This is a genomic window from Chloroflexus sp. (genome assembly GCF_034434295.1).
Taxonomy (GTDB): domain Bacteria; phylum Chloroflexota; class Chloroflexia; order Chloroflexales; family Chloroflexaceae; genus Chloroflexus.
The window spans coordinates 31,874-57,069 of record NZ_DAOTZQ010000108.1 but is presented as its reverse complement, the minus strand read 5'-3'; the positions used below and the strand labels follow the sequence as shown (position 1 = coordinate 57,069).

Here is a 25,196-nt window from a genome sequence, read left to right as displayed (position 1 = left end):
TGCAGTCAACTCTGACGATCCGTTAAAAAGTGATTGTTGTGACAAAGACACCTCCTTTCTAATCCAGGGTTTACAATGTTGCCGGTTGAATGCCGGGCAACAAGCGGCAGCTATATTGAAGCCCGTTCAATTAACGGGCAGGGGATATAATGCTGTGTCGGTGGCAGGCTCTCGCCTGTGGGCAGCGATTGTAACAGTTCTACGGCTCGTCTGCCCATCTCGTAGTGCGGTAGCTCGATGGTCGTGAGTGGTGGGTAGAGCTGAGCAGCGATGAGTTCGAGATTGTCAAACCCGATAACTGCCACGTCCTGGGGGATGCGCAAGCCCAGCCGCTTGATCGCATCATACACGCCCATTACCATCTTGTCATTGAAGCAGAAGATGGCGGTTGGCCGATCAGGTCGTTCAAGCAGATCACGGGCTGCGCTGAATGCATCCTGAGCATTGGAATGACAACTGCGTACTAGTGACTGATCAAACGGTAAGCCATAATCGGTCAGTGCTCGTCGGTACCCCTCCAGGCGGCCAAACAGAGCTGGCATAGGAATGATCTCGTTGATGAAGGCGATCCGACGGTGGCCGCGCAGGATCAGGGTTTCCGTCGCCGTATACCCTCCCTGTACTTCGTCAGGAATGATTGCCGGCAACGACCGGTCGGCCACGAAGCAGTTGACCAGAATTGTTGGTACTGTCGTGATACCAGTCGGTGGTGTCACTTCGTGGTGATACATGGTTGCGTAAATCAAGCCCTCCACCTGGCGTTCCAGCATAAATTGCAACGCTGTCTGCTCAATATCCTGCTGACCACTGGTATTGACCACCAGGAGCATCTGACGATTATTCCACGCCGCTTCTTGGGCGCCCAAAATCATGCGTACCGCGTAGGGAGACGTGACGACCTCGTCGGAAATCAACCCTAGCGTTTGTGAGTGGCGGGTACGCAAACTACGCGCCACCGCATTGGGACGCCAGCCAAGGGCATGAATGGCTGCCCAGACCCGGTCGCGCGTTTCCTGACTGATGGCCGCGCTCGTGACATTGTTGACCACGAATGATACTGTGGTCTGCGAAACGCCAGCCAGTCGCGCCACATCGTACATGGATGGCGGACGATTCCGTTTTGGACGAGATTGGTCGTTCATTGACCGTATTTTCGGTTAACTAAAACGAATTACTAATTCGATTTATAATATAACACAACCCACAACTTTTGTCAAGGTGAGCTGTCTTGTTTGTCGTGCGTTGCCCCTAAAGTAACGTATTTCGAGTGTTGTTCGATGCGTAGTCTGAGCGTGATTCACGCAATTATCCTGTACTCATGGACAGAACATGTTGCTGAAATGCTTCCCCAACCCACTCAGTACTTCATATGTGGTGCTGTGTAGTGTGTAGAAGCTGCATCTCTACACCAACCTGCTTAATTGCCGTCCAGGTGTAAGATGTGCCAGCCCGATAGTTACCGACGGACAAAGAAGCATTTGTGGCAATACCACCGCAACCTGACACGGTGCTCTGTGATCCCCCAGATTGCTGCCATCGTTTGGGTTGTTGAGATGCCTGTTGAGAGAATATATTTGTATTATACCGCATTCTACCCACGTAAGCGATCACATCTAAATTAACCCAAATTGCCACCTACCCTGTGAGCAGGCCTCGAAGGCTACTGCTGTGATGAACAGCACGACGCTGCGCACAACACCGTGCAGCATAACTGCACGTTATGAACCGTTTAGGTAGCAGCCGTTCCCATCGACGCGCTCCGTCACGCCTTAAGGCAACAACTCGGGTTATGCCCATCCTCTGTGTCCTCCGTGCCGCTGTGGTGATATAAGGTAGCAACTTGGATTAAATTATTAGAAATGTTCCAGGGGTTGTTTTGCTATCATACCAGACTTGTCAATAGTTGCCGGTCAGATAGGGGGGATACCGTTTGCTACCATCTATCTTGACCGGCTTTTTCAAACATGCAGCGCAGCTTCGCTATCGTGTGAGGTTGTGGCCTCAAACGCGAAAGGCGGACAGGTGACCAGAATTTATTTCATAACCCAAGTTACCACCTATGCTGAGAGCAGGCGACAGAAGCCAACTATCAGTATGAACAGCACAACCAGTATGAACAGCACAACGTTGCCCTCACCACCGTATGGCGTACCGCATAACGATGTAAGGAGCAGCCAGTTCCTATGAACATGCTCCGTCACGCCTCATGGTAGCAACCCGCATTATACCCATCCTCCGTGTCTCTGTGGTGACAAAGGGAGCAACCTGGGTTATGGTATCAGTGGTGAAGAGCGGACAAACACTGCGCACTATCTCACCACTGGCGTGGCGACTGTTAATCGCGCCACGCCAGCAGGTGGTTGTGACCGCTACTCCTCATCGAGAGGCAGGTTTCGTTGGCGGGCAATCTCGCGTAAGGCACGGGTCAGGCTTTCTAATTGGCGTAACAAGAGCCGTACCTTGAAGACTGCACCCTCGTCTCGTTCAATCCACTTCAGCAGATCGCCATCATGCACAGCACGGGCCAACCGATCACTCTCGTCGACCATCTGATCGAGCGAGCGGATGCGGAAGACGCGCACCTTGTTTTTGGGCTGATTCTCGATAGTCTCTTCTTCTACAGTCAGATAGGTGTCGGCCTGTTCCTCATCGTCCCAGGTGTCATCATGTGCCGGGAGATCGACCGTTGCCACCGGGGTATGGCTCAGCGGACCACCACTGCTTCCGGCTGGCGTGGCCTTCGTGCGTAACTCCTCACCCTGTTCGAGCGCCTGCAAAGCCACGTCAAGGGTGAGGTTTGGGTTGGCGGCAAAGTAGGTGGTGAGCCGACTCAATTCGGCTGCCGACATCCCCTCCTCAACGGCAAAGCGGGCGAGATCAATTTGTGTCTTCGAGTTGGTAATTCGACGTAGATGTTGAGCCTGGGTTACGTTTAGATCGCCGCGCCGAATCATCTGTTGCACTTCTTCAGGCAGTTCCAGGAGGCCGAGATAGCGGCGAACCGTGCGTGCTCCCAGCCCCACCGCCTGACCAACCGCCTCGTCGAGTTCGTTGTCGGGCAATTTACCGCGGGTTGCGATGATATGCTCGCGGAGACGGGCAAAAGCGCGGGCCTGTTCGAGGTCGTTCAAATCCTGCCGCTGCACATTTTCTATGAGTTGGCGTAGCAGAAGATCAGGATCATCGTTATCGAGTACAATGCACGGCACTTTGCTCAGACCGAGCTGGATGGCTGCGGCTCGCCGTCGCCCGCCGTACACTACCCGGTAGCGTCCACCGCCGATTGGTGTCACCCCTATTGGCTGGAGCATTCCGTATTCAGCTATCGTTGTCGCCAGACCGGCAATATCCCCCGGTTCTTCACGCACACCGGTGGGATCAACCTCTAACTGATGTGGATCGAGGTAGAGCAACTGCATTTCAGAGTTCTCCCTCTGACAACAGAATGACCGGCCTCACCCGGTCATTGTGATCTATCCGAACAATTGTACCAAGTATAGCAGGATTACGCTATTCTGGCAAACAATAACCCAAGATCAGTGCACCGGCCCGCCGTGGAGAGTCCTGGTAGTGCTTACATTCCACCATCTGATACCAAATCTTTCTCAACAATCTGCATCGTTCAGGTGTGCCACCAGCGGGTCGGTTGGTTGTCGGTGGTGTTGTAGGGGCGACGCATGCGTCGCCCGCTGTGCTGTCGTGCTAGCCGATCATTACGCAGGCTCATGAACGCTTGCTCATCCCCAACGCCAGAATCTGCTGCTCCCAGGCTGCCGGTATGGGAGCGAGGAGGGCCGACGACCATCACCAGTATCACCACTCGTTTGATTTGGTTGCCTTGAACACTCATTATGCACGTGTCGCAGCGTTTGGAGTGCGGCAGCCATGCTCACAATCCGGTGAATGTCATGCCGTGTATCCTGCTAGCTCCGGCGATGCAATGTATTCTCATCACGCTAGAACTTATTTCATAAACACTGTGCTATCGTGCTACAGACTATCACCCAGACGCATAAACACTTACCCATCACCAAAGACCCGTTTATCCTGCTCCTGACCTGTTGACAGAGAGCAGCTCCAGTCGTGCCATCACGCACTGGATGGGTTGCCGTGCCCGCTCGTCACGCACGTGTCGCAGTATTTGGAGTGCGGCAGCATGGCTGCCGCAGCAGCCGTGCTCACGATCCGGCACGGGGCACACCGTTGACCCTACCGGTCTCTGGGATGCTGGATGTGCTCGTTACGATCATAGAGGAGGTTAGGAGTGAATGATAACTTCTAGCAGATGTTTTTGAAACAGGTTCTAGTCTGTCAGTCATTAATGACATAACCGCTCATCATGCCAGTATTGGCTTCCAGCAGTTGCATTTCCTATACCGTTGCGTACTTGCGTATAGCATAACCGCTCATCATACCAGTGCTGGCATCCAGCAGTGTCTCGTTCAGGTGCAGTATCAGGGTAAGAGTTGGCTGGTGTGTCACGTTGTGCTGCCATACTTGCTGTGATGATGAGTTGTAGGGGCGACGCATGCGCCGCTCTGACATGCCGGCGAGTGGTGCATCGTTCAGGTCAACACACAGTGCAGCATTTGTCGCACCGTCTGGCGTAGCTGTGCCCTCTACCAGATGCGTGTCGTACCGATCACCCTGCTCACTGGGAAGATGCGCGATCCATTCTCGATCATGCCTGATAAAGATTAACGGGCTGACTTTGCTATCACCACAACAGCGGTCGCTAGCCTGTCCTGATGCGTATTCACAGTGTGCTGACCGGCTCCTGTCGGCGATGCCAAACGAACTTTGCTTTGTTGCAACAGGTTCTACACTGATCGGACTGTCAATAGTTGACTACCGTATCTTTTGGAATTATGATAACGCATCATCATAACCGCATACCGAGGGTCATCAATGTTTGATCTACGAGGTCGTACTGCCATTGTCACCGGTGCCGGACGTGGTATCGGCCACGCAATTGCCACCGCATTTGTCGAACATGGTGCGCAGGTTGCGTTGCTAGACCGTGACGCGACAGTGGTTGCCGCTGCTGAGCGACTCGGTGATCAAGCGCAGGGTATCGTGGCCGATGTTGCCGTTGCCGCAGAGGTAGATACCGCCGTCAATCACGTATTACATCAGTGGGGGCGAATTGATATTCTGGTGAATAACGCTGCCGTGCTTAGTTCCGCGCCATTTCTTGATTTAACACCTGCTGAATGGGAACGCACGCTGGCAGTCAATCTTACAGCGATATATCACACATGCCGGGCAGTCGTGCCAGTAATGATTGCGACCGGCTACGGTCGTCTAATCACCATTGCTTCAGTTGCCGGCAAGCGTGGCGGTGGGATCCTCGGCAGTGCTGCCTACAGCGCCGCCAAAGCGGGAGCGATTGGTCTGACTAAAGCACTGGCCCGCGAGCTGGCGCCACATGGGATCACGGCAAACACAATTTGTCCCGGCCCAGTCGAGACCCTACTGTTGTCGGTGATGACGCCGGAATTGCGGGAACGAGCGCAGCGCCTGATCCCTCTGGGTCGTTTTGCCCTACCGACAGAGGTGGCGGCAGCAGCGCTGTTTTTGGCCTCAGCCGAAGCATCTTTCATCACCGGCGAGACAGTTGATGTCGATGGTGGCCTGACGATGGATTAGAAGAAAAGCCTGACTGACATGCGTTTGTTAAGATATGATAGTATGGCGTACCGGACATCGCCATAAACAACGCAGATCGCAATCATGTGAGGAATTATGTCCATGAGCGAGTCAACCATGTCCATCCTTACCCTCGAACAGGTTCGCCAGCTCCAGCGCTTCTTTCTCTGGGTAGCCGGGATTGTCGGGATTGTCGCAATCGTTGCGACCGTGTCTGCGGCAATCTGGCGCACCCCCACCCTGATTGCGCTCATGATCCTGGATTGGGTATTGGTTGTCGGTCTCCTACAGGCATGGGCACAAACACGCAGCGGTCAGGTACGTGTCGCGTTAATGACTTCATTTATTGCTCTCATTCTGTACGGCCTATTCGGAGCGGTTATCTTGCCGAATCTGGCCTCGCTGATGGCATTTGCCCCTGTGCTGGCAATTGTCGCCATGCTGCCATTTCTGAGCGGAGTTGCGCTCAGGCGCTTGCTTATCGTAGCCTGGATTGCCGTTGTTGTCACGATAGTACTGGGTTCGCAGGTACGTCTCTTTCCGCCGGTACCCGAGGTTCTGGAACTACCGTTTCAGTTTGCCGGTGTGTTGGGGATCAGTGCAATCCTGTTATTGCAGCTCTGGCTCTTTCACGAACGCCTGTTGGGGGTTATCAGCCAGTTGCGGCAGACCAACGAGGCGCTTCAGCATGAGCGCACCGGCCTGCAGGAACGGGTTGCCCAACGGACGGCTGATTTGCAGCAGGCGTTGGCCGAAGTTGAGCGGCAAATGGCCGAGCAATCGCGACTACTGGCTGAAAATGAGCGTCAGCGTGAGCTGATTCGAGGTTTGAGTATGCCGGTGCTGCCGGTTTCTCAGGAAACCCTGGTGATGCCTCTGGTTGGTGAGCTTGATGCCGAACGGATCGCGGTGGCGCAGGCGACAGCACTTCAGGCGATTGATCGGGCCGATGCCCGCCATCTGGTGCTTGACATCACCGGGATGCCGTTTGTTGACACAACGGTCGCTGCCGGTCTGATGCAACTGGTGCAGTCGGCCCGCTTGCTGGGGGCAACAGTAACCCTGGTTGGTGTGCGTCCAGAAGTTGCACAGACAATTGTAGCGCTGGGGATCGATCTGTCTGAGGTAACGACCGCAGCCGATCTGGCGTCGGCACTACGGCGTCAGCGGGTAACGGCGTAGGCACCGGTTGAAAGCGACCCACAAACACACGCCCTACCTGCACTTGCGCAGACTCTATAGGCATATCCCGGCAGGTATGTACCGGTTGCCCACCCTACCCGGTTCCTGATACCATGTATCTATGACTGCCCGCTATTGTCTTGTGTTATGTGTCGTTGATAGGTTTGATGTCAGTCTCCTGTACCATTGCGCGTATACATGCCCGTCACCAATCCGGTGCGTGTCGTATGGTGAGAGAGTGCTGGCGGCTTGAAGCAAGGTAAAACCTCACCCTTATTAACCTGCACTTACCTCTCCGATCGACAATCCCCCCGTCACCATGGTTGGCGCACAAAAACAAGGTACGGTGCAGTATTCAGATGTTGCACCGTACCAGATCATCGACAACAGCTTAACGGTACGACGAACGGCGTCGGCGCTGCCGATCCGCCAGCCAGCGGTCAAAGGCTTGCGAGAGTTCGCGCCAGTTGAAGATCTTAACGTCAGGTGCCACCCGATTCCGCCGAATGATGACCCACGACCACAGAATGGCCTGCCCAATAAAGACGAAGATGACGATACCGATCATAATCCAGAGATCCATCGCTCGCCTCCTGCCTGGACATATATTTGACATATCATACCGCTATTATACACTAAATACAATCCGGCTACTGATATATCTTGTGCGTGTATATACAGCATGGTAGCACTATTGGAGGTAGATAGGAAGCAGGTGGAAGATTGTCTTATGATTCGTCTTAGCTAGAACTTATTTCATACAAGCTGTGCTGTTGTGCTACCTGATCATCGCCCACGCTTATGAACGCTTGCCAATCGCCAATAACAACATCTCCTACACCCAGGCTACCGGTATGGCAGGAGGAGGCTGACTACCGACCATTGCCGGTGCCAGCATACGCTGGATGGGTTGCCGTGCCCGTGCGTCATCCACGTGGCGCTGTGTATGGCGTGCGGCAGCCATGCTGCCGCAACAGCCGTCCTCACGACCCAGCGCGGGGCACGTCGTTGACCCTACTGGTCACGCGGGGCGGGTTGTAGGCCACACGACACGCTCGCCACCCATCACACTGGTGCGGTGACCGGGCGTGACAACGCGTGAACCAGTTCGTGCACCTCTGATGAACCACTAGCAGCTCGCCAGGAACACACCGGCAGCTTGCCAACAAATGCATAGTGTCATTCAAGAGAAACATATACGCTCAAACCAAAAACAAACAGGGGTGCACGTTCGTACACCCCTGTCATACTATCGTAGCGCTGGAACGTTAGAAGTCCATCCCGCCACCGGCGCCCGGAGTTGCCGCCGGCTTTTCCTCAGGAATGTCGGTAATCAGCGCCTCGGTGGTCAGGATCATACCGGCAATCGAGACCGCGTTCTGCACAGCGCTGCGGGTGACCTTCACCGGGTCGATAATACCCTGCTCGATCATGCTGCCATACTGACCGGTCAGCACGTTGTAACCGATGGTCTTGTCACCCTTCTCCTCTTGCAAGCGGCGGACATTGGCGATAATCACCGAACCGTCCTCGCCGGCGTTGCGGGCCAGGATGCGCAGCGGCTCCTCGAGTGCACGACGCAGAATCTGGAGACCGACCTTCTCGTCTTCGTGAGCAACCTGCACGTTGTCGAGCGCCGGAATAGCGTTGATCAGCGCGACACCACCACCGGGCACGATGCCCTCTTCAACGGCAGCGCGGGTTGCGCTCAGCGCGTCCTCAACGCGATGCTTCTTCTCCTTCAGCTCAGGCTCGGTCGCAGCACCGACCTTGATCACGGCCACACCACCGGCCAGCTTGGCCAGCCGCTCTTGCAGCTTCTCGCGATCAAAGTCGCTGGTTGTGGTCGCAATCTGGGCACGGATCTGCTCGATGCGGGCGCGGATCGCCGCCTCATCGCCACGGCCCTCGATAATCGTCGTGTCGTCCTTGGTTGCAATCACCTTACGAGCGCGGCCCAGGTCCTCGATGGTAGCGCTATCAAGCTTGCGGCCAATCTCCTCGCTGATGACGGTGCCACCGGTGAGAATAGCAATGTCCTGCAGCATAGCCTTGCGGCGATCACCGAAGCCAGGCGCCTTGACGGCCAGGGCATTGATCGTGCCACGCAGCTTGTTGACCACCAGTGTCGCCAGCGCTTCGCCATCAACGTCTTCAGCGATGATGACGAAGTTCTTCGTCACCTGCAACACCTTCTCGAGCACCGGCAGGATTTCCTGAATGCTGCTGATCTTCTTGTCGGTAATCAGGATGTAGGGTTCGTCAAGCTCGGCTTCCTGGCGCTCGACGTTGGTGACCATGTAGCCCGAAATGTAGCCCCGGTCGAATTGCATACCTTCGGTGTATTCCTTCTCGAAGGTAACGCCCTTCGACTCTTCAACGGTGATCACACCGTCCTTGCCAACCTTCTCCATCACTTCGGCGATCAGCTCACCAATTTCGCTGTCAGCCGCCGAGTTGGTGGCAACGTGGGCAATGTCGGCGCGGTCGCGGACCGGTACGGCGCTCGCCTTGATAGCGGCTACCAGGGCCTCGGCACCACGATCAAGACCACGCTTGAGCAACATGGCATTGGCACCGGCGGCTACTACCTTCAGACCCTCCGTAACGATGGCCTGGGCCAGCACCGTCGCAGTGGTGGTACCATCACCAGCCACATCGTTGGTCTTGGTCGCAGCCTCCTTAAGCAGTTGCGCACCCATGTTCTCGAAGGGATCCTTCAGCTCGATCTCCTTCGCGACCGTCACACCGTCGTGGGTTACTGTCGGCGAACCAAACTTCTTGTCAATTGCCACATTGCGACCGCGCGGGCCGAGCGTGGTCTTCACCGCATCAGCTACCAGGTCAACACCACGCTTCAGGGCACGGCGTGCCTCTTCATTGAAATAAAGCTGCTTTGGCATAGGATCTATAATCCTCCCTTGAGAATAGCGCTACTTGCGCGACGTTGTTACTCCTGAACGATACCCAGAATATCCTTCTCCGACAGGATTAGATACTCGACATCATCGAGCTTGAATTCGGTGCCGCTGTACTTGGCGAAGATCACACGGTCGCCAACTTTAACGTTCATCGGGATCAGCTTGCCATTGTCATCACGGCGACCCTCACCAACTGCCAGCACCGTGCCTTCCATTGGGCGCTCTTTGCTGGCCGTATCAGGCAGGTAAATGCCGGTCTTGGTCTTCTCTTCACGCTCTACCGGCTTGACCACCACACGGTCGCCAAGGGGTCGGATGCGGAAATCCGCCATAGCTGCTATCCTCCGTTTGGTATAGGTTTCTTCCAATGTGCGAAGGTTCCATGAATTAGCACTCTCTATGCGACAGTGCTAATCCGTTGGTAATAGTACACAAGAACGGTCGGTTTGTCAAGTCAGTTTTAGCACTCGGCGTTAGAGATTGCTAGAAGTCCGTTCGCCAGGCAGATTATAGCAGTTGTGCAATCCGGCTTTTGCGCTGCAAAGCTGCGCACAGATGTGCATCTCGCCAGGGGTGATCGTTCTGTCTGTACCTGGCCGTGCGGCCATATCGAAGCAATATGCTGGCAGCACGACTCACCTTCACCATTGCCACCAATCCCACCCCGCATGCTTACACCCTGATGCAGCCTTATACTAAAAGTGGCACATAGATTTTCCTGGAACTCATTTCATCAAAGCCGTACTGTCGTGCTAACTGACCATTGCCCAGGCGCATGAACGCTTGCCAATCGCTAAAGCCAGTATATCCTGTTCCCATGCTGCCGATGTGAAAGCGAGGCGGGCTGATAACCATTGCCAGCGTTGGATTGATTCCCTGACCCGCCTGTCATGCGCGTGTCGCGAAGTTTGGAGTGCGGCAGCGTGGCTGCCGCGCCAGCCGTACTCACGATCCGGCACGTGGCCTGCCGTTGACCCAGCTGGTCACGCGGATGCTGTGGGTGCTCGCCACGATATGGGGTCGGTCGGCAATGAATGAGATAATCTCTAGCAGATGTTTTTTGAAATAGGTTCTACAGTGATGCCGGATATAGCGATAGCGCAGCAGTGTGGGCAATCCCAGTTTTTTGGTTTCTGTCACGATAATCCAAGTTGCCACCTATGCTGTGAGCGGAACAGAGGGGTTTACTACCAGGATGACCAGCACGACGTTGCACGCAACACTGTATGGCGTAACTGTACGAACGATATGGGGAGCAGCAAGTTCCTGTGGACGTGCTACGTCATATCTCACGGAAGCAACCCGAGGTATCCACTTCCTCTGTGTCCTCCGTGTCTCTGTGGTGAACTAAGGTGGCAACTTGGGTTATGATAGAAGTATTCAGTTGTTGCGAGTAACGAACGACGGAGGGGACATGAATGATCTCTTCGCATTGCATTGGAATGGGCCGCCATTTGTACTCTTCAGCGGGCCACACCTGATTGCACTGACGTGTGTCGCCGTTGCGTGTGGTTGGATACTTGGCCCTGGTCGTCGAATGTCGTCAGAGGCAGGACGCTACTGGCGGTATGGCTTGGCGTTTACCCTGGCGGTCAATGAGCTGGCGTACAACTGGTGGTTCTGGGTGCACGGTCTCTGGTCAATTCAGTATATGTTACCGCTGCACCTCTGCACCATGTTTACGTGGCTTTCTGCCATCATGCTCCTCACCCGTAGCTATCGCATCTTCGAGTTTGCTTACTTCATGGGGATTGGCGGTGCAGTGCAGGCATTGCTAACGCCCGACATCGGAGTCTATGGTTTTCCCCACTTTCGGGCGTTTCAAAGCTTTATTTCGCACGGTGGCATCGTGTTAGCCGCGTTAACAATGATCGCGCTGGAAGGATACCGCCCCACCTGGCGTTCGGTAGGGCGGGTGATCATCGGGGCGAATCTGTTGATGGCGGCGGTCGGCGTCGTGAACTGGTTGCTTGACAGCAATTATCTCTTCCTGGCCCGTAAACCGTATACGCCGAGTCTCCTCGATCTGCTCGGCCCGTGGCCAATTTACATCATCTGGATGGAGGTGATCGGCATTGCTACTATTCTGATTCTCTATCTCCCATTTGCCCTGGCCGATCTCCGTCAGAGATCTCCGATGACGGCGAGTAAATGATTCCGGTAGGTGGAACTTGCCAGAACGCTCCAGCATTCCGGTAATTCCTGACGAAGCGTAGCCCATTCCGCTTCACGCGCCGCCAGGTAGCCGGCAACCGCCGCCGGCGCATGGTCAGTATGGGGTGCCAGTAAACCACGCGCTACACTAATATCGTTGAGAGCACCGAGATGATCCTGGAAATCGATCAGAGGTTGCAAGAGATCACCTAATCGCTCACCGACAATATCTCCGACCAGCTCAAGCGCGTAGCGCAGCCGTTTCCCGGCAATGCGCATTGCATGCAGGCTCGCTTCATCTTCGGGTAAACCATCACGATCATACGAACGTAGCGCTTCATAATGGGCGTACAGCATACTGCCTGCATGATCACGCACCCGCGGTCGGTTGTCCCATCCTTCATTGATGCATGCCAGTTGGGCTAACGCCCGCAGCTCACGCTCGTATCGCTTGGCGGATACATAATTCACCAGTTCAGCGTGCGCAGCCATTCGTTCGGCGCGTATTGCCTCAATCACCGGTGCCAGACCGCTCATATCGCGACCGGTCATATCATGGAGCAAGACATCCCGATCACGGGTAGCACTGGCCTGCCGGGCCAGTGTACGGACAGCGGTTGTTACCCGTCGCGCAGCTTTGGCCGGGGCGACCGGCGATAGGAGACGTAACGCGGCCCGAATCCGTCGAGTAGCGACCCGTAGATCATGAACCGCTTCAATCGTTTCATCATCCTTGACCGCCCGCGCCGTTTGCTGGAAACGACGAATCTGGCGCCGCAAGACGATACGCCCCAATTCAGCAAATGGAACTGCCCCTGATGCATACCAGTATGGCAGCCTGTCAGTCGGCTCATCTTCACCGGGTACTGCTTCAACGACGGTACCCTCACTCTGCACCACTATTTCCGGGCGTGGCCCGATCACACGCTCCCACAGATCGGCTTTGGCCAGTGCCCGCTCACTATCAACCGCAGCATGTGGGCCGGTAGCCACCAGGCTCAGCCGCCCATTCCTGTTCAGAACCTGAATTTTTGTGGTCTGGGTCTGGCTATAATCGAAACCGTCGGCGACCCGCACAATCGCAGCCAGTTGTAGAGCCAGCTTCCGTGCTCGTTTGTTCAGGCAAATCACTGTTGGTTCTATTTGAAAGCGCGGCTTGCGGCGATGAAGGGCAATAATTGCCGCGATAATCAGATGATCGGTTGCATCACCAGGAGCATGGCGTAGCACAATATCACGACCAACCAGATGATGTTCTGGTGGATCGGTGGTCAGACCAACATTGTGTAACAACGCACCGGCTTCGACTAATGCACGGGCTTCAGATGATGAGCTTTGATCCAACTGTAATGCGTCAAACAGTATCAGAGCGTGATCGGCCACCTGCCGGGCATGTGCCCGGTCCACCCGGTATTCGGTGAGTAATGTCTCAACATAATCAGTCAAATGTGTGGCTACTCCCATCCGCCTGCTCCTCTCAGGTATGCAAGAATTACTTACGCTGTAGTAAGGCCATGCCCCGTTCGAGCTTGCTCTGGCGTTCGGGCATAATGTTGACCAGGGCGCTGAGTACAGCAGCCAGTTCAGTTATATCGTAGACCGATCCTGTCGGCAGCACTTCCAGTTCCAGCTCGCAGATTGGGGCCTGCTTCTTACCCGCATAGATGGTACCCCGGTCGAGACTTAGCTCAACGCGATCCTGACCATCACGATGGGCGTGAATAATCCGCCGATTGGTTTCGATGGTCAGCAGTGGACGCACCGGCGCTCCCAACAACAGCGCCTGCGCCAGATCACGAGCCGGTCCCGCTGGCCAGTGAGCCGGATCGGGATCATCTCCGGGAAACTCAAACTCTGCCCGACGATGAATGCCCTGGTCATCAACGCGGGCCGGCCCTTTAAGCGTGATGATTGATCGCTTACCAATCTGGCGAATCCGCAGGCCGTAACGTGCTTGAGCCAGCCTGCCATCAGCGCTGTCGTAATAGGTGTTCCGTTGATGTTCACTGGCCATTGTGCGTAACGTATATGGCCCAAGCGCACTCAACGTCGCCAGTCGATCCATATCACCGGCGCTGATCTTGTACTTTGCCTCAATTTCCATAAGGAACTCCGCGCATAGGTTTGGTCATACCTTTATCATATATTATTGTAATGGGTTTCGCACCTTACAGGGTGAACATGCCGCTCTGAACACGGTTTTCTGCAATATAAAAGTAAAGAAGTGGTATACTTGCCCTTGTCAATGGTGTTCAGTCAATGGAAGGAGGCCGCGTTCACATGAGTGCTGACTTTGAACGGCTGATCGGTCGAGCGGTGCTTGATCCCGATTTTCGCAAACGGCTGCTGGCCGATCCGGATGCAGCAGCGAAAGAAGCCGGTTTGCAGCCCGATCCCGAAGAGATGGATCGCCTGCGAAAAGCTCTTGCCGACCCAACGCAGCGAAAACAGCTTGAAGACATGGAACGGCAGGCGGCTGCTCCGGTCTGGAGCTGATAATACGATACTTCTCATGTTCATTCCATGAAGAGCATTCGCAGGGTATATGAAATCACAAGATATTCAATCATTTAACGAGTTACTGAAACAGCTTGATATTGAAAGCGACCAGATACGTCTACGTTTTACCTTGCGAATGCTTAACATTCTTGTGTTAACGCTAACCATAATAGCCTTACTCATCATGCTTATTCCACCCCTATCGCTACCAATAGCGTATATTCTGGTTGCAATTTCGATAGCAATAAATGGAACCATTGAATGGTTAATCCGCAGAAACCGTGAAATAGTCGGAGCAAGACTATTCGTTGGTTGGACAAACCTAGGGATCATTGTTTTCATGCTGATCAATGCAGCCAGACTTGACTCGATTGGCATGGCAATGTTTGCGGGAATTACTCCGTTATTTGTAATTTTGAACGGACTGTTATTAGGATGGGGCTTCGCCGGTTTTGTCGCTATCGTCAATCTTGTCATTGTCTTTCTAACCTATGTCTGGTATTTTGCAACCAGTGGTACTACACGCGGTGTTTTTGAAGAGGCGACCGGCTTTTTCATACCACTTTTTCTCTATACGACATTGGTGTGGGCGGCAATTTCGTTTTATCAGTATCAATTGACAACATCACGTCACAGGCTGAATCAGGCCCGTTCGCGCCTCATTCAGGATCAGATATTACACCACGATCTCGAAATTGCCCGCTCGCTTCAGCAACGCCTCTATCCACCACCACCACCACTGTTCGGGAATATCCGTATTGTCGCGTATTCTGAACCTGCCCGTGAGACGAGTGGCGATTTTTATGATTTTGTCCAGTTGGCAGATGGGCGTTGGGCGATTGTCGTTGCCGATGTTACCGGCAAAAGCATTGCCGCGGCCATGGTTATGGTGATGTCACGCTCAATTCTACGCTCCTACATTGCCACTGAACAATCACCAGCAGCGGTACTGCGTGCCACCAACAATGCACTCTGCCGTGATGGAGTTGACTCGCAATATGTCACTGTTTTTCTTGGAATCCTCGATTCATCCACTAATGTTATGACATTTGCCACTGCTGGTCATCCTTTACCCTATCTCCGTCGAAATGGTCAGATTCAAGAAATCGGTTCTGGTAGCCTCCCCCTCGGCACTCGTCTTAATCGGGAATATTGTGAGACGACGCTGCAACTTCAGGCTGGCGATCAGCTTTTTCTCCTCACCGATGGGTTTTTTGAGACGCGCAATGCACAGCGAGAACTTTTTGGCTTTGAGCGGTTGATGATAGCGATTGATCAATCAGACTCCACCAATCCGCAACGTGCACTCGATCATTTGTTATCGGTTTTGAACCAGTTTCGTGGCGATGCCGAACAGAGTGATGATATGACCGGGATTATTATCCAGGTACTGGCGTAAACGCATGTTGAGCCTGCTCCCTGCTGAAGAGGCGTACTGGCAACAAGTGTATTCTCGCCTGATCGCTCTGAGCGCCCCGCTCCCTCCTGTTATCCGCTGCCCGCTGAATCAGGTCCTCGATAACGAGATTCATCGTATCTTCACGCTCTGGCCGATCTGGTTGTCACCATTGCTGCCATTGCCGGCATCTATCATCGAACGCTTGAGCCTGGCGACATTATGCGGTGCCTGGGCTGCGGCGATACGCGATGCGTGCCTTGATGGTGAACTGACACAGACTGCTGCGCCGTTGGCCAGGGCTTTGTGGCGGCGAAGCTGGCGATTGTTCGGTACGCTGGCGGTTCATCGTGAGTTGCTACCAAATCTGGAGAGACGCATGGTCGCGGCGTACCGCCAGGAACTCGCGGCCCGCACGCATACCGGTTACTGGCAACCGGCCCAACTGCAAGCATTGACGGCGCATTGGGTTTGTGCACGCGCAGCCGGGTGGCACGTGGTGCAACGCGCTCATATCGCGCTTGCCGGCCTGAAGCCCGAAGATCCGTGCGCCATCGCGCTGAGTGTTGCACTCGATGCACTCATCCTTGCCCGTCAGCTTCGTGATGATGTACACGATCTGGCCGACGATGTTCGGGCCGGGCGGGCAAGTTGGGGGGTCCGGCTGATTGCAGATGCGATCTGGCGTGCAGAGGGAGGGCCGGCACTGATCGATGGGCAACGAATTGCCGGACGCTGGCTCATCGATCCTGCACTGCGCCACGAGCTGGTTTCGACCCATGTCACCCTGTGCCAACAGGCGATGCACGCATTGATGCCCTATGCGGCGTATATTCCCCGCCTGCTCGATCTGGTGATGATCGAGACCGAGGCTGGTCGGACAATTGCAACGATCAGGTTGCTACATCTGCCCGGCTAACCGCTGTTGCCATCGGGTAATCCGTTCGTCGCTATCGATGCAGGAGTCTAACGCATTGGCTGCCGGTTCCAGCGCGGCGGCGCACCCGATCAGGGTGAGGCGACAGAGCGGTCGGGGTTGGGTAGAGAGACGCAATGCGCTAAGAGTCAAGCGCCCGGCCACCAGATGAACTTCGTCTGCCCAGGGAGAGTCGGTGCAGTATACGATGCCTTTGGCCCGAAAGATACCATCGGCTGCCAGTCTGCGCAGGGTCTGTTCGAGCGCAGTGCGTTGTAATGGTAGATCGGTTTGCCAGCTCGTAACGGCAAATTCGTCGTGCAGGTGCGGACTTTCGGCAGGTAGTGTGCCATCGTAGCGTGGGCTGAAGATCAGCCCCGTTGGTACATCACCATGGACAATTGGAACGAGCGGTGCCCGCTGATTTACTGTGCGTAGTTGCTCACTAACCTGTGCGATGGTTTGCGTAGAAACCAGGTCGCTGTGGGTGATCAGGATCAAATCGGCGAGGTGTATCTGGCGCAGGGTGAGTGGTGAGGCAGCCATAGCCTGCTCGTAATCAACTGCTGAGACGAGAGTAACCAGTGTATCGATTGGAATATCGGCAGCGCGAAGCTGGCGGACCAATGCACCTGGCTCAGCAAAACCACTCGTTTCAATTGCGATAGCTGTCAGTGGCCCACTGGCGAACAGGGTTTCAAGCGCGAGGAGCAGATCACTGCCGGCGACGCAACAGACACAGCCACCGTTCAATTCGATCAGCAGCGTAGCACCACTCTGCGCTAGCAGTTCGCCGTCAATGCCCAACGCGCCAAATTCGTTGACGATCACCCCAATTCGCTGATCACCACGACTCAGCAGGCGGCGCAACAGCGTTGTTTTACCACTGCCAAGAAAACCGCTGATGATAGTGACCGGAATTGATGGTGGGTTATTGTCCGTCAGCATAACCGGTTAACTCGATATAACCGCGACCGCGCATGCTACCCTCTACTTCCACCGCGCCCTCCCAATAGACGACTGCCGTGGGTAGCTCTTGATCTTGCAGGGCCGGTGTGATAACCAGATCAATCCCATAACGGGGAATCCGCAGATGCCAGCCAGCCGGGTAGACCGCCCCACTCTTCGGACTTTGCCAGGTCGCGGTGACCTCCAACTCAACATCACCGGGGCCGAGGATGATCACCGTGTCGTCGGGGAGAAGCAGGCTACCACCGACAAATGGCGACGGTTTGCCATCGGCTGCCCGGAGCTGGTAATACATCAGGTCGTGGCCGCTCTCAAGCTGTAAGGCAAACCAGTCCCAGCCAGTCATTCCTTCTTCCAGAGCACTGGTACCCCACTCGCGATCCATCCAGGTCAGGCCGCTCACCGTATAGGTCGCTGAGCCGATCTGGATAGTGCCGTTGCTGATCATGCGGGTGAGCGAGTAGTAGGCCGATGCGTTGCCCACCTGCGACCCTTTCTGGCTGACTCCGGCATTTCCCTGTAACACCGGTGGTCGGCTATTAACGGCTACCAGGTCGAGGGCCACTCCATCCTGTGCAGCGCGGAGGTGCATCGTCATCCCTTGCGGGCCACTTCCCTCAACCGACCAGTCGTTGAGAAAGACCCGGAACGGATCGCCGCTAGCGTCCGCCAGACCGAGCGCGGATCGACTGAAGCGCTCGAAGGCGTAGAAACGACCACCATCAATATCGCTGATCGCAAAGTGTGCCATGTAGACATCGTTGGTTGCCCAGGCCGACTCACGGGCCAGCGGATAGGGACTGAGCGCCCGGCGGAAGAAGGTGAGCTGAAAGCCGAAGCGCCGGCCATTGTCGGCAGTCAGGTTGCCAGTGTAGTACCACCACTCGGTCTGGAACGTTGGATGAGGGCCATGGTCAGCCGGAAACACAAACGGACGTGGTTCAATCACCCGCTCAAAACCCTCAATATTATCGGCATTGACCGCCTCAATCGCGCCGATAGTGGCTTGAACGGTAGGCCGGCTGGTAGTAGTGCAAGCGGCGAGGCCAACCGTAGTTATCACGATGAGAAAACATCTAAGCCAGAGATGCATAACGTTTCGTCAATTCTAGCGGTTTATTGTATAGACACTCTACAAGTAGTGTACCACGGGTCCGGGTCGTTCAGAGGTTAGCGTACATCTCACTGCAGAATTGGTGAGGTGTTGTAGTGCAATGAGGGTGTTGCTATGATTGAGTCTGACAACGATGCACGGGTACTGGTTGTTATCGTGCCACAACCACACGATCTTGAACGGGTGCGTACTGCTGGCTGGTATCGCCTGCCACTGCGACATGCGCCGCCCCAACTGGCTGCCGATTATCTGGCATTCTACCAGCCAGCGTCATTCGGGGCAGCACGCTGGCAGGTGCAATACTATGCTCCTGTCCTGCGCTATCAACTTGTTCAGCGGCGTGACCTGCTCCCTGATGAACCCAACCATCCACGTGCCGGAGATCACTATTACCGGATTGATGTCGGGCCACTGGATGAACTGGAACGTCCCATACCGGCTGCCCGTCTTCGTCGGATAACGTTTATTGCAACGACCTTTGGCCGCTTGCGGCAGGCAATTGACATCACCGATCTGTTTATGTCACCGCCACCGCCCGACGTGTGGGGAGCCGGTTTGGCCGGTAAATCAATCACGTAGCCGATTGCCACCCCGTCGTTGAGGTATGAAGGTTACAGGGGGTGTTTGAGGTATTTAAGTAGAGGGCCGGGCTGCCTCTAGCACGATTGAAGCCTGTTCACACAGGTTGACGAGGCAGCCGGCCCTTGTCGGTGTCTATTGTTGTGAGAAACAGCTTGCTGCACTCTACTCAGCAACCACCCGCCAGCGTAGCGTCTGGCCAGCGGCAAACGGAACGACATCGCCATAACGCATCGGTACCTGCCAGGGGTCTTCGACCAATCGCACGGTGCGGGCTGGTGGGTTCAGGCCGTGAATCCGCCGGGCATTCCCACTCACGAAATCGGGCAGGCGTTCGAGGGCGTTGTGCCGCTCGAACAATTCCACCAGCATCGGCAGCAACACTGGTGCCGAGAAGACACCGGCAGCGCAGAACGCAGCTTCTTTGCGATCTATTGGATGCGGTGCCGAGTCGCTACCAAACATCAGTTTGGGATGACCGGCTAATGCCGCAGCTAGCAGTGCATCACGGTCAGCCGGACGTTTGGCAATCGGCTTACAGAAGAGATGCGGCTGCAACAGACCACCGGCCACATCGTCGAGAGTGATCAAGAGGTGGTGAAGAGTGACGGTGGCAAACAAATTCGGATAACGCTCCAGCAGGTCGAGAGCGGCAGCAGTTGTGATATGCTCCATCACAATCCGCAGGCGTGGGAATGTACGTGCCCACCGTTCATACACCGGCAAAAACTCGGCTTCGCGATCAAGCACAAACCCATGACTCTCGCCGTGTACCAGAAGCGGAATGCCCAGCTCTTCCATCATTGCCAGCGTTGGCTCAATCGCCGTCAGGTCACTGACCCCACCGGCGCTATTGGTCGTTACGCCTTCGGGGTAGAGCTTAATCGCGAAGATATGCTCACGCAATGCCTGCAAAGTTTGGACATCGTAGGGGCGAAAAAACAGGGTCATCAGCGGGAGAAACGGGTACGGGTCAACCGCAGCCCGAATCTCCTCGTGATAGCGGGCAAGGCGGTCGGCGTTATCCACCGGTGGTACGAGATTCGGCATGATCACCGCGCCGGCGAACTGCGCAGCAGAGAATGGCACGACGAGGCGCAGCATGGCACCTTCGCGCAGGTGCACATGCATGTCAAGTGGGGCAATTAATGTAACTGTCATAGACGCTTTCCTGGCTGGCGTGGCAGGCGTAGTCGTGCTGCCACAAAACTGTCGTGAGGCAAATTAATCGCAGCAGTGATCCGACTGATTTCGGCACTCTCGGCGCCGGAAAGTTCACCATCGGCGAGGGCAACCGCGAAGAGCGCATCGAGAAAGCGTTGCCGACGCTCCACAGTGGTCGCATCGGCGAAGGCTTTGGTAAGGCGAAAGAAATCGAGGCTGGCCGCACTCTCGTCGAGAGCTACCTCAGCAACCAGCGCTGCCTGCTTATCATCAAGCTGCCACCACTCCTTGAGAATGGCCACGATCCGGTCGTGTTCGGAAGGTGTCACCTGCTTATCGACATAGGCCACTCTTGCCAGTAAGCCTCCAGCCAGTGTCAACACGTGCAGCTCATCGCGATCAAGCCCGAACTCGTCAATATGCTGGCCCAGGCGCATCTGCAACGCATAGTAAATCCGATTACGCATAAATTCTGGCAGGAGGTCTTCGCGATTGGGGCCGCCGGCCCGTATGCCAAGTGCTAAGCGAAAGGCACGTCCGATTTGAAACAGCAGACTCTGGCTATCCTGAGTCAGGGCACGTTGAATCTCCTGCGCCACCTCGCGTTCAACCGGCGTGAGAACGCGGTCGGCGATCAACAGTCGTTCAATTGCCTGCAAGACGAGCTTTTGCTGTCCTGGCGTGATGATTAAATCGCGGAGATCGGCGATCAGGCGAGCGCGTTCGGCAGCTTCCACCGGTGAATAAAGGTAAATCTCCAGCTCCGCCCACTCATCGGCGGTCAAGGCAAACTGACCACCGGTCTGCCCAAGTTCAGCCAGTAATCGTTTGAGGTCGTTGACTTCGTCAAGTGATAATTCACCATCGGCCCACGCCGCCGCAATAATCACTTTGGCCAGGGCCATCGCTAACGGATGTTTCGCCATGACAATTCCTAAACCGTTCCAGAGAGTAGTTTATCGCTATGATATGCTATAGTAAAGCCTGATAACCGTATACATTGTATTGTATGGAGTGCAGTGGCCCCATCATGCACTTTGCCGGATGGATAGAACTTATTTCATAAAACGCTGTACTATCGCGCTCTAATAACCATCTCCGGTGCTATCATGCGCTGGATTGGTTGCCTTACCCGCTCATCATGCGCGTGTCGCGAGGTTTGGAGTGCGGCAGCATGGCTGCCGCGCCAGCCGTGCTCGCAATCTGGCACGAGTCAGGTCGTTGACCCAGCTGGTCACGCGAATGCCGGGTGTGCTCATCACGATTATGGCATCGGTCGGCAATGAATGAGATACCTTCATAGTAGATGTTTTTTGAAACAGGTTCTAGTTGACGCGCTGGTCGCTGCTAGCATGTGATTGTCAGGTACGCATCCAGATCAAACAGGCAGGTCGCTCATTGGTTACTGCGTGTGACCGATGTCTACGAGATGTGTACGTACATCCTGGGGAGTGCCTTTTTCGTTAAGATCACTCTATACAGAATGATGAGAATATTGTACAATAGCTAAGAGCAAGTTATCTACCGGTAAAGAGGCCGGATAAAGCAATGCCGCTCTACCCACAAGGGAGAGCGGCGTGTCGTTTTTAAGGAGAAGACGATATGCCCACCCATCTGACATGTCCACATTGTGGTCAGGCGCTCACCGCTGAAGGTACCTATCTGCGTTGCGCGACTCACGGCCTCTTCTTTCGCTACGGCCCCCGCCGTTTGTTAGCTGCGCCGATGCCGGTTGAGCGCCACGAACATCTATTGCCATGGCAGACATTGAGTGACGAAACACCCGTGGCGTTATCACTACCAGCCACCGCCGCCACCGCGTCCACCAAATGAGCCACCACCGCCGCCACGGCCAAACGAGCCGCCGCCACCGCCTCGACTACTCCACCCACTAGAGCGGGAGCTGCTCCACGAGCTGCGGCGGCTTGGCGAAGAACTCCACGAACGGCTGTGTCCCCAGCCTCCGGACATCCGTCCAAGAGTAGACGCGACACTGTCAGTTGCCAGGGTTGACGGCATCTGCGGCTGAAGGGTTCTCAGGAGATCGGTCGCCGCAGCATCAATCGCCTGTGCCTCACGTAATGCGGCCTGCAGGGCCGCTTCACCGTTAATCGGCAACCGAATCTGGTTAAACCGTTGTTGGAGAGCAGCAAATGTGCCGCTTGCTGCACTCGATGCACGCAGTGTCGATTGAAACTGGCTAATCCGGTTGAGCTTCTCGCGCACCTGCTGGAGTGTCTGATTGAGCGTAGCTCGCAACTGCTCAAGACGCTGTACCTCGGCGTAGGCACGCTGGTAGGTCTCCGTCGCTGCCTGGATGAGCGACTGATAGGAGTGAACCGCCGTTGCCAATGCCTGACGCCGCGCTGCGTCTTCACTTTCCTCGGCCTGCCGTAGTAGCGCATACGCTTGCTGAAGCTGTTGGCGCACCTGTTCAATCTGCTGCTGAGTAGCCGGAGAGAGATCGGCGTCGTGGACGGTGACATAATGTACGAGCTTTTGCACCTCGTTCCTTGCCATTTGCTGCGCCTGATGTGCCCGCTCGCGCAGACGATTTACCTGCTCGACCTCATCACGGGCACCGGCGAGTGCTTCATCGGCCAGGCGGTCGGCCTCTTGCGCTGCACGGGTCAGTTGTAGCCAGTCAGGTTTTTCTTTAGCAGCTTCGGCCTGTGCTGCTTGCAACAGCGAGGTGGCCTGGACCAGTAGCGTATCGGCCTGGGGGCTAACGTCGGCGTCATGGTGAGCGACAAATGTACGGCCCGCCTGAATGGATCGTTCCGCTTCGGCTAACACATCGCGGGCGATAGCCCGTGCCTCTTCCAGGGCACGCAGGCGGTCGGTAATGGCGGTTATCAGGCGCTCAACGTGATCGAGTTCCTGCTCGGCGGCGTCAAGATAATCGCGGGCGGTCAGGAAGTCCTGGACTTCCATCGTGTTGGCGGCACGGGCCTGCTCCCAGTGCTCAAAAGCCCGTTCGGCGGCAGCCTCTGCTTCACTGCCGTTTCCACGAATATCGGCCCAGGTGCTCTCGGCAAATTCATCAACCAGATCGAATGCTTCACGGCCTGCCTCGATCAGATCGTTGATCTGCGGCCCACGCTCGGCGAGAGCGGCAATGCGACGTTCATTATCAGCCCGAATTGTTGGCAGGTCAAAGCCTTCGCGTCGTGCCTGCTCAAGGGCCGCTTCAGCTTCAGTAATCGCAGTGACTGCTGCATTCAACGCTCCCTGTTGAAGCACACCGGCCAGCCGGTCAAGCGCCGCCCGTGCCGTATCCAGGGCAGCGTGACATGTATCCATGCGATAGCCTTCAGCAGCCAGTTGCTCGGCGGTGCGCCGCCCCTGGGCAATTGCCGTCCGTGCAGTTGCATATCGCTGAAGAAGATCAAGTAACGTTTGCCGGATAACCGACGCCTCTTGCGCTGCGGCGATTGCCGCATCAGCTTCCAGACGCTCCAGTGCAGCTTCGGCACGGCTGACAGCCCGCTGAAGCGGCTCCAGGACGGCAGCGTGGTTGGATAGCTCATTGCCAAACTGTGGCAAGCGCTCAGAGACGTCGGTCAATCCTTTTTTTGCCTGGGCGACATCCTCCTGAGCCTGCCGGATCAACGCATCGAGTTGGGCACGGCGTTGTTCAAGGGCGTCCAATCGTTCGGCGACGACGGCAGCCTGCGGTTGCAACTGCTCGTAAGCGACAGCGGCCTGCTCTAGTCGTTCTAAGGTTGGTTTGGCCTCACGTTCCAGATGCTCACCGATTGCATCAAAAGCTATTTTAAGGTCGGTAAATGCTTTTTGTGCTGCCTCGCTCATCTGGGCCAGCTCGGCAACGGCAGCGGGTGGATACGAAACGCGGTCAAACGCAGCTTTTTCGGTGGCAGTATTGAAGCGCTGCCCAAGCTGAACGATGAGCGTACCCATTTGCTCACGTGCATCACGCAGCCGACGTTCGGCAGCCTGGCGTGTCTTGCGGCGGCGTTGAACCTGATAAACCCCCGCACCGGCTGCTGCGGCACCGGCCAGGCCAAGCCCACCGATCACCACTGGTGTTAAATCTGTGTTGATGGTAATCCCCCCGCCAGGGCGCGGTGGATTGACAATCGCCTCTTCGATTGCGGTTAATGCGCTGGTGACCCCGCGGGTAAAATCACCGTCGGCCAGACCGGGATTAAGGCGGTCGGTGCGGATCAATTCATAGTTGTCATTGACAGCCAGCGCATCACTCCATTCGTCACCGAACCAGATGGCGCTGTAGCGATCATTCACGGCAACGTAAATGGCGATGAGCGTCGAACGCACACTGCCGTCGCTACGGGCCAGGCCATCGGCGATTAGGCGACGTTCAAAATCACTTGCACCACCATTGTCAACCACATACACTGCTACCTGTGCACCACGGCGTAGCAGTGGGCCGGCGGCAGCTTGAATTGCCGATTCGTTTAATCGACCACCGGGATCGACCAGTACCAGGCGTCCCTGGGCCAACACTTGCGCTAGCAAGAGAACGCTGAGTACAATACCAATGAACCAACGCAATGAGGCACGCATGAAGTTTCCCCCTGGACGACGCAGTTACTGCCCGTCTGCTACTCGTCGCGTTAATGCAGGCGAGCTATGTGTCTCCCACCTATACAATACGGCGCAATGTGGTCG

Annotated in this window: 21 protein-coding genes; 8 read left to right on the top strand and 13 right to left on the bottom strand. The window is 55.5% G+C overall.

Going from position 1 to position 25,196, the window contains the following annotated elements; genetic code table 11:
• Nucleotides 1-110: 110 nt before the first annotated feature.
• The 3 genes from VAE57_RS15130 to VAE57_RS15120 all read right to left on the bottom strand — a co-directional run bounded on the left by VAE57_RS15130 (nt 111) and on the right by VAE57_RS15120 (nt 3,850).
• A complete protein-coding gene (locus tag VAE57_RS15130; protein WP_322822695.1) occupies nt 111-1,142 on the bottom strand; it encodes a LacI family DNA-binding transcriptional regulator in 1,032 nt (343 codons plus the stop codon).
• Between the two features lie 1,227 nt (nt 1,143-2,369).
• Nucleotides 2,370-3,419, bottom strand: coding sequence for a ParB/RepB/Spo0J family partition protein (locus VAE57_RS15125; RefSeq protein ID WP_322822694.1), 1,050 nt, complete (start codon nt 3,417-3,419; stop codon nt 2,370-2,372).
• Between the two features lie 203 nt (nt 3,420-3,622).
• Nucleotides 3,623-3,850, bottom strand: coding sequence for a hypothetical protein (locus tag VAE57_RS15120; protein ID WP_322822693.1), 228 nt, complete (start codon nt 3,848-3,850; stop codon nt 3,623-3,625).
• Between the two features lie 1,058 nt (nt 3,851-4,908).
• Here VAE57_RS15120 and VAE57_RS15115 point away from each other — a divergent pair.
• Entirely contained in the window at nt 4,909-5,649 is a 741-nt protein-coding gene (locus tag VAE57_RS15115; protein ID WP_322822692.1) for an SDR family NAD(P)-dependent oxidoreductase, read from the top strand.
• Between the two features lie 102 nt (nt 5,650-5,751).
• Nucleotides 5,752-6,831 carry an STAS domain-containing protein gene (locus VAE57_RS15110; RefSeq protein ID WP_322822691.1) on the top strand — a complete coding sequence of 360 codons (1,080 nt, stop codon included), beginning with the start codon at nt 5,752-5,754 and terminating at the stop codon, nt 6,829-6,831.
• Between the two features lie 391 nt (nt 6,832-7,222).
• On the opposite strand, the gene VAE57_RS15105 is transcribed toward VAE57_RS15110, so the two are convergent.
• The 3 genes from VAE57_RS15105 to groES form a co-directional block, all read right to left on the bottom strand.
• The gene (locus VAE57_RS15105; RefSeq protein WP_322822690.1) at nt 7,223-7,414 is read right to left on the bottom strand and encodes a hypothetical protein; all 192 of its coding nucleotides are present in this window, start codon (nt 7,412-7,414) and stop codon (nt 7,223-7,225) included.
• A gap of 685 nt (nt 7,415-8,099) precedes the next feature.
• Nucleotides 8,100-9,734, bottom strand: a complete 1,635-nt coding sequence (groL, locus tag VAE57_RS15100; protein WP_322816893.1) for a chaperonin GroEL — start codon at nt 9,732-9,734, stop codon at nt 8,100-8,102.
• A gap of 47 nt (nt 9,735-9,781) precedes the next feature.
• A complete protein-coding gene (gene groES, locus VAE57_RS15095) occupies nt 9,782-10,084 on the bottom strand; it encodes a co-chaperone GroES (RefSeq protein WP_012258595.1) in 303 nt (100 codons plus the stop codon).
• 1,082 nt (nt 10,085-11,166) lie between these two features.
• Here groES and VAE57_RS15090 point away from each other — a divergent pair.
• A complete protein-coding gene (locus VAE57_RS15090; protein WP_322822689.1) occupies nt 11,167-11,907 on the top strand; it encodes a TIGR02206 family membrane protein in 741 nt (246 codons plus the stop codon).
• Here the strand turns inward: VAE57_RS15090 and VAE57_RS15085 are convergent.
• Together VAE57_RS15085 and VAE57_RS15080 are read right to left on the bottom strand one after the other, a co-directional pair.
• A complete protein-coding gene (locus VAE57_RS15085) occupies nt 11,877-13,370 on the bottom strand; it encodes a CHAD domain-containing protein (RefSeq protein WP_322822688.1) in 1,494 nt (497 codons plus the stop codon). The genes VAE57_RS15090 and VAE57_RS15085 overlap by 31 nt on opposite strands.
• 28 nt (nt 13,371-13,398) lie before the next feature.
• A complete protein-coding gene (locus VAE57_RS15080; protein ID WP_322822687.1) occupies nt 13,399-14,010 on the bottom strand; it encodes an inorganic triphosphatase in 612 nt (203 codons plus the stop codon).
• 176 nt (nt 14,011-14,186) lie between these two features.
• Between VAE57_RS15080 and VAE57_RS15075 the strand changes: the two genes are divergently transcribed.
• The 3 genes from VAE57_RS15075 to VAE57_RS15065 are packed head-to-tail and all read left to right on the top strand — an operon-like array spanning nt 14,187 to nt 16,720.
• Nucleotides 14,187-14,402, top strand: coding sequence for a Franean1_4349 family RiPP (locus VAE57_RS15075; protein ID WP_322822686.1), 216 nt, complete (start codon nt 14,187-14,189; stop codon nt 14,400-14,402).
• 49 nt (nt 14,403-14,451) lie between these two features.
• Nucleotides 14,452-15,804 (top strand): PP2C family protein-serine/threonine phosphatase, encoded by a 1,353-nt coding sequence (locus tag VAE57_RS15070; RefSeq protein WP_322822685.1) that lies wholly within the window; start codon nt 14,452-14,454, stop codon nt 15,802-15,804.
• A gap of 4 nt (nt 15,805-15,808) precedes the next feature.
• Nucleotides 15,809-16,720 carry a hypothetical protein gene (locus VAE57_RS15065; protein ID WP_322822684.1) on the top strand — a complete coding sequence of 304 codons (912 nt, stop codon included), beginning with the start codon at nt 15,809-15,811 and terminating at the stop codon, nt 16,718-16,720.
• Here the strand turns inward: VAE57_RS15065 and VAE57_RS15060 are convergent.
• Nucleotides 16,703-17,665 carry a CobW family GTP-binding protein gene (locus tag VAE57_RS15060; RefSeq protein ID WP_322822683.1) on the bottom strand — a complete coding sequence of 321 codons (963 nt, stop codon included), beginning with the start codon at nt 17,663-17,665 and terminating at the stop codon, nt 16,703-16,705. The genes VAE57_RS15065 and VAE57_RS15060 overlap by 18 nt on opposite strands.
• The gene (locus VAE57_RS15055) at nt 17,649-18,779 is read right to left on the bottom strand and encodes a lipocalin-like domain-containing protein (RefSeq protein WP_322822682.1); all 1,131 of its coding nucleotides are present in this window, start codon (nt 18,777-18,779) and stop codon (nt 17,649-17,651) included. The genes VAE57_RS15060 and VAE57_RS15055 overlap by 17 nt, the downstream gene beginning before the upstream one ends.
• Nucleotides 18,780-18,914: 135 nt before the next feature.
• Between VAE57_RS15055 and VAE57_RS15050 the strand changes: the two genes are divergently transcribed.
• On the top strand, nt 18,915-19,379 hold the full coding sequence (locus VAE57_RS15050; RefSeq protein WP_322822681.1) for a hypothetical protein: 465 nt from the start codon (nt 18,915-18,917) through the stop codon (nt 19,377-19,379).
• Between the two features lie 165 nt (nt 19,380-19,544).
• Here VAE57_RS15050 and pyrC read toward each other — a convergent pair whose 3' ends face one another.
• Both pyrC and VAE57_RS15040 read right to left on the bottom strand, forming a co-directional pair.
• Nucleotides 19,545-20,540 carry a dihydroorotase gene (pyrC, locus tag VAE57_RS15045; protein ID WP_322822680.1) on the bottom strand — a complete coding sequence of 332 codons (996 nt, stop codon included), beginning with the start codon at nt 20,538-20,540 and terminating at the stop codon, nt 19,545-19,547.
• Entirely contained in the window at nt 20,537-21,469 is a 933-nt protein-coding gene (locus tag VAE57_RS15040; protein ID WP_322822679.1) for a TerB family tellurite resistance protein, read from the bottom strand. Before VAE57_RS15040 ends, pyrC begins: the two co-directional genes overlap by 4 nt.
• 676 nt (nt 21,470-22,145) lie before the next feature.
• Between VAE57_RS15040 and VAE57_RS15035 the strand changes: the two genes are divergently transcribed.
• Nucleotides 22,146-22,376 (top strand): hypothetical protein, encoded by a 231-nt coding sequence (locus VAE57_RS15035; RefSeq protein ID WP_322822678.1) that lies wholly within the window; start codon nt 22,146-22,148, stop codon nt 22,374-22,376.
• On the opposite strand, the gene VAE57_RS15030 is transcribed toward VAE57_RS15035, so the two are convergent.
• Nucleotides 22,341-25,091, bottom strand: a complete 2,751-nt coding sequence (locus VAE57_RS15030; protein WP_322822677.1) for a TPM domain-containing protein — start codon at nt 25,089-25,091, stop codon at nt 22,341-22,343. The genes VAE57_RS15035 and VAE57_RS15030 overlap by 36 nt on opposite strands.
• Nucleotides 25,092-25,196: the final 105 nt, after the last annotated feature.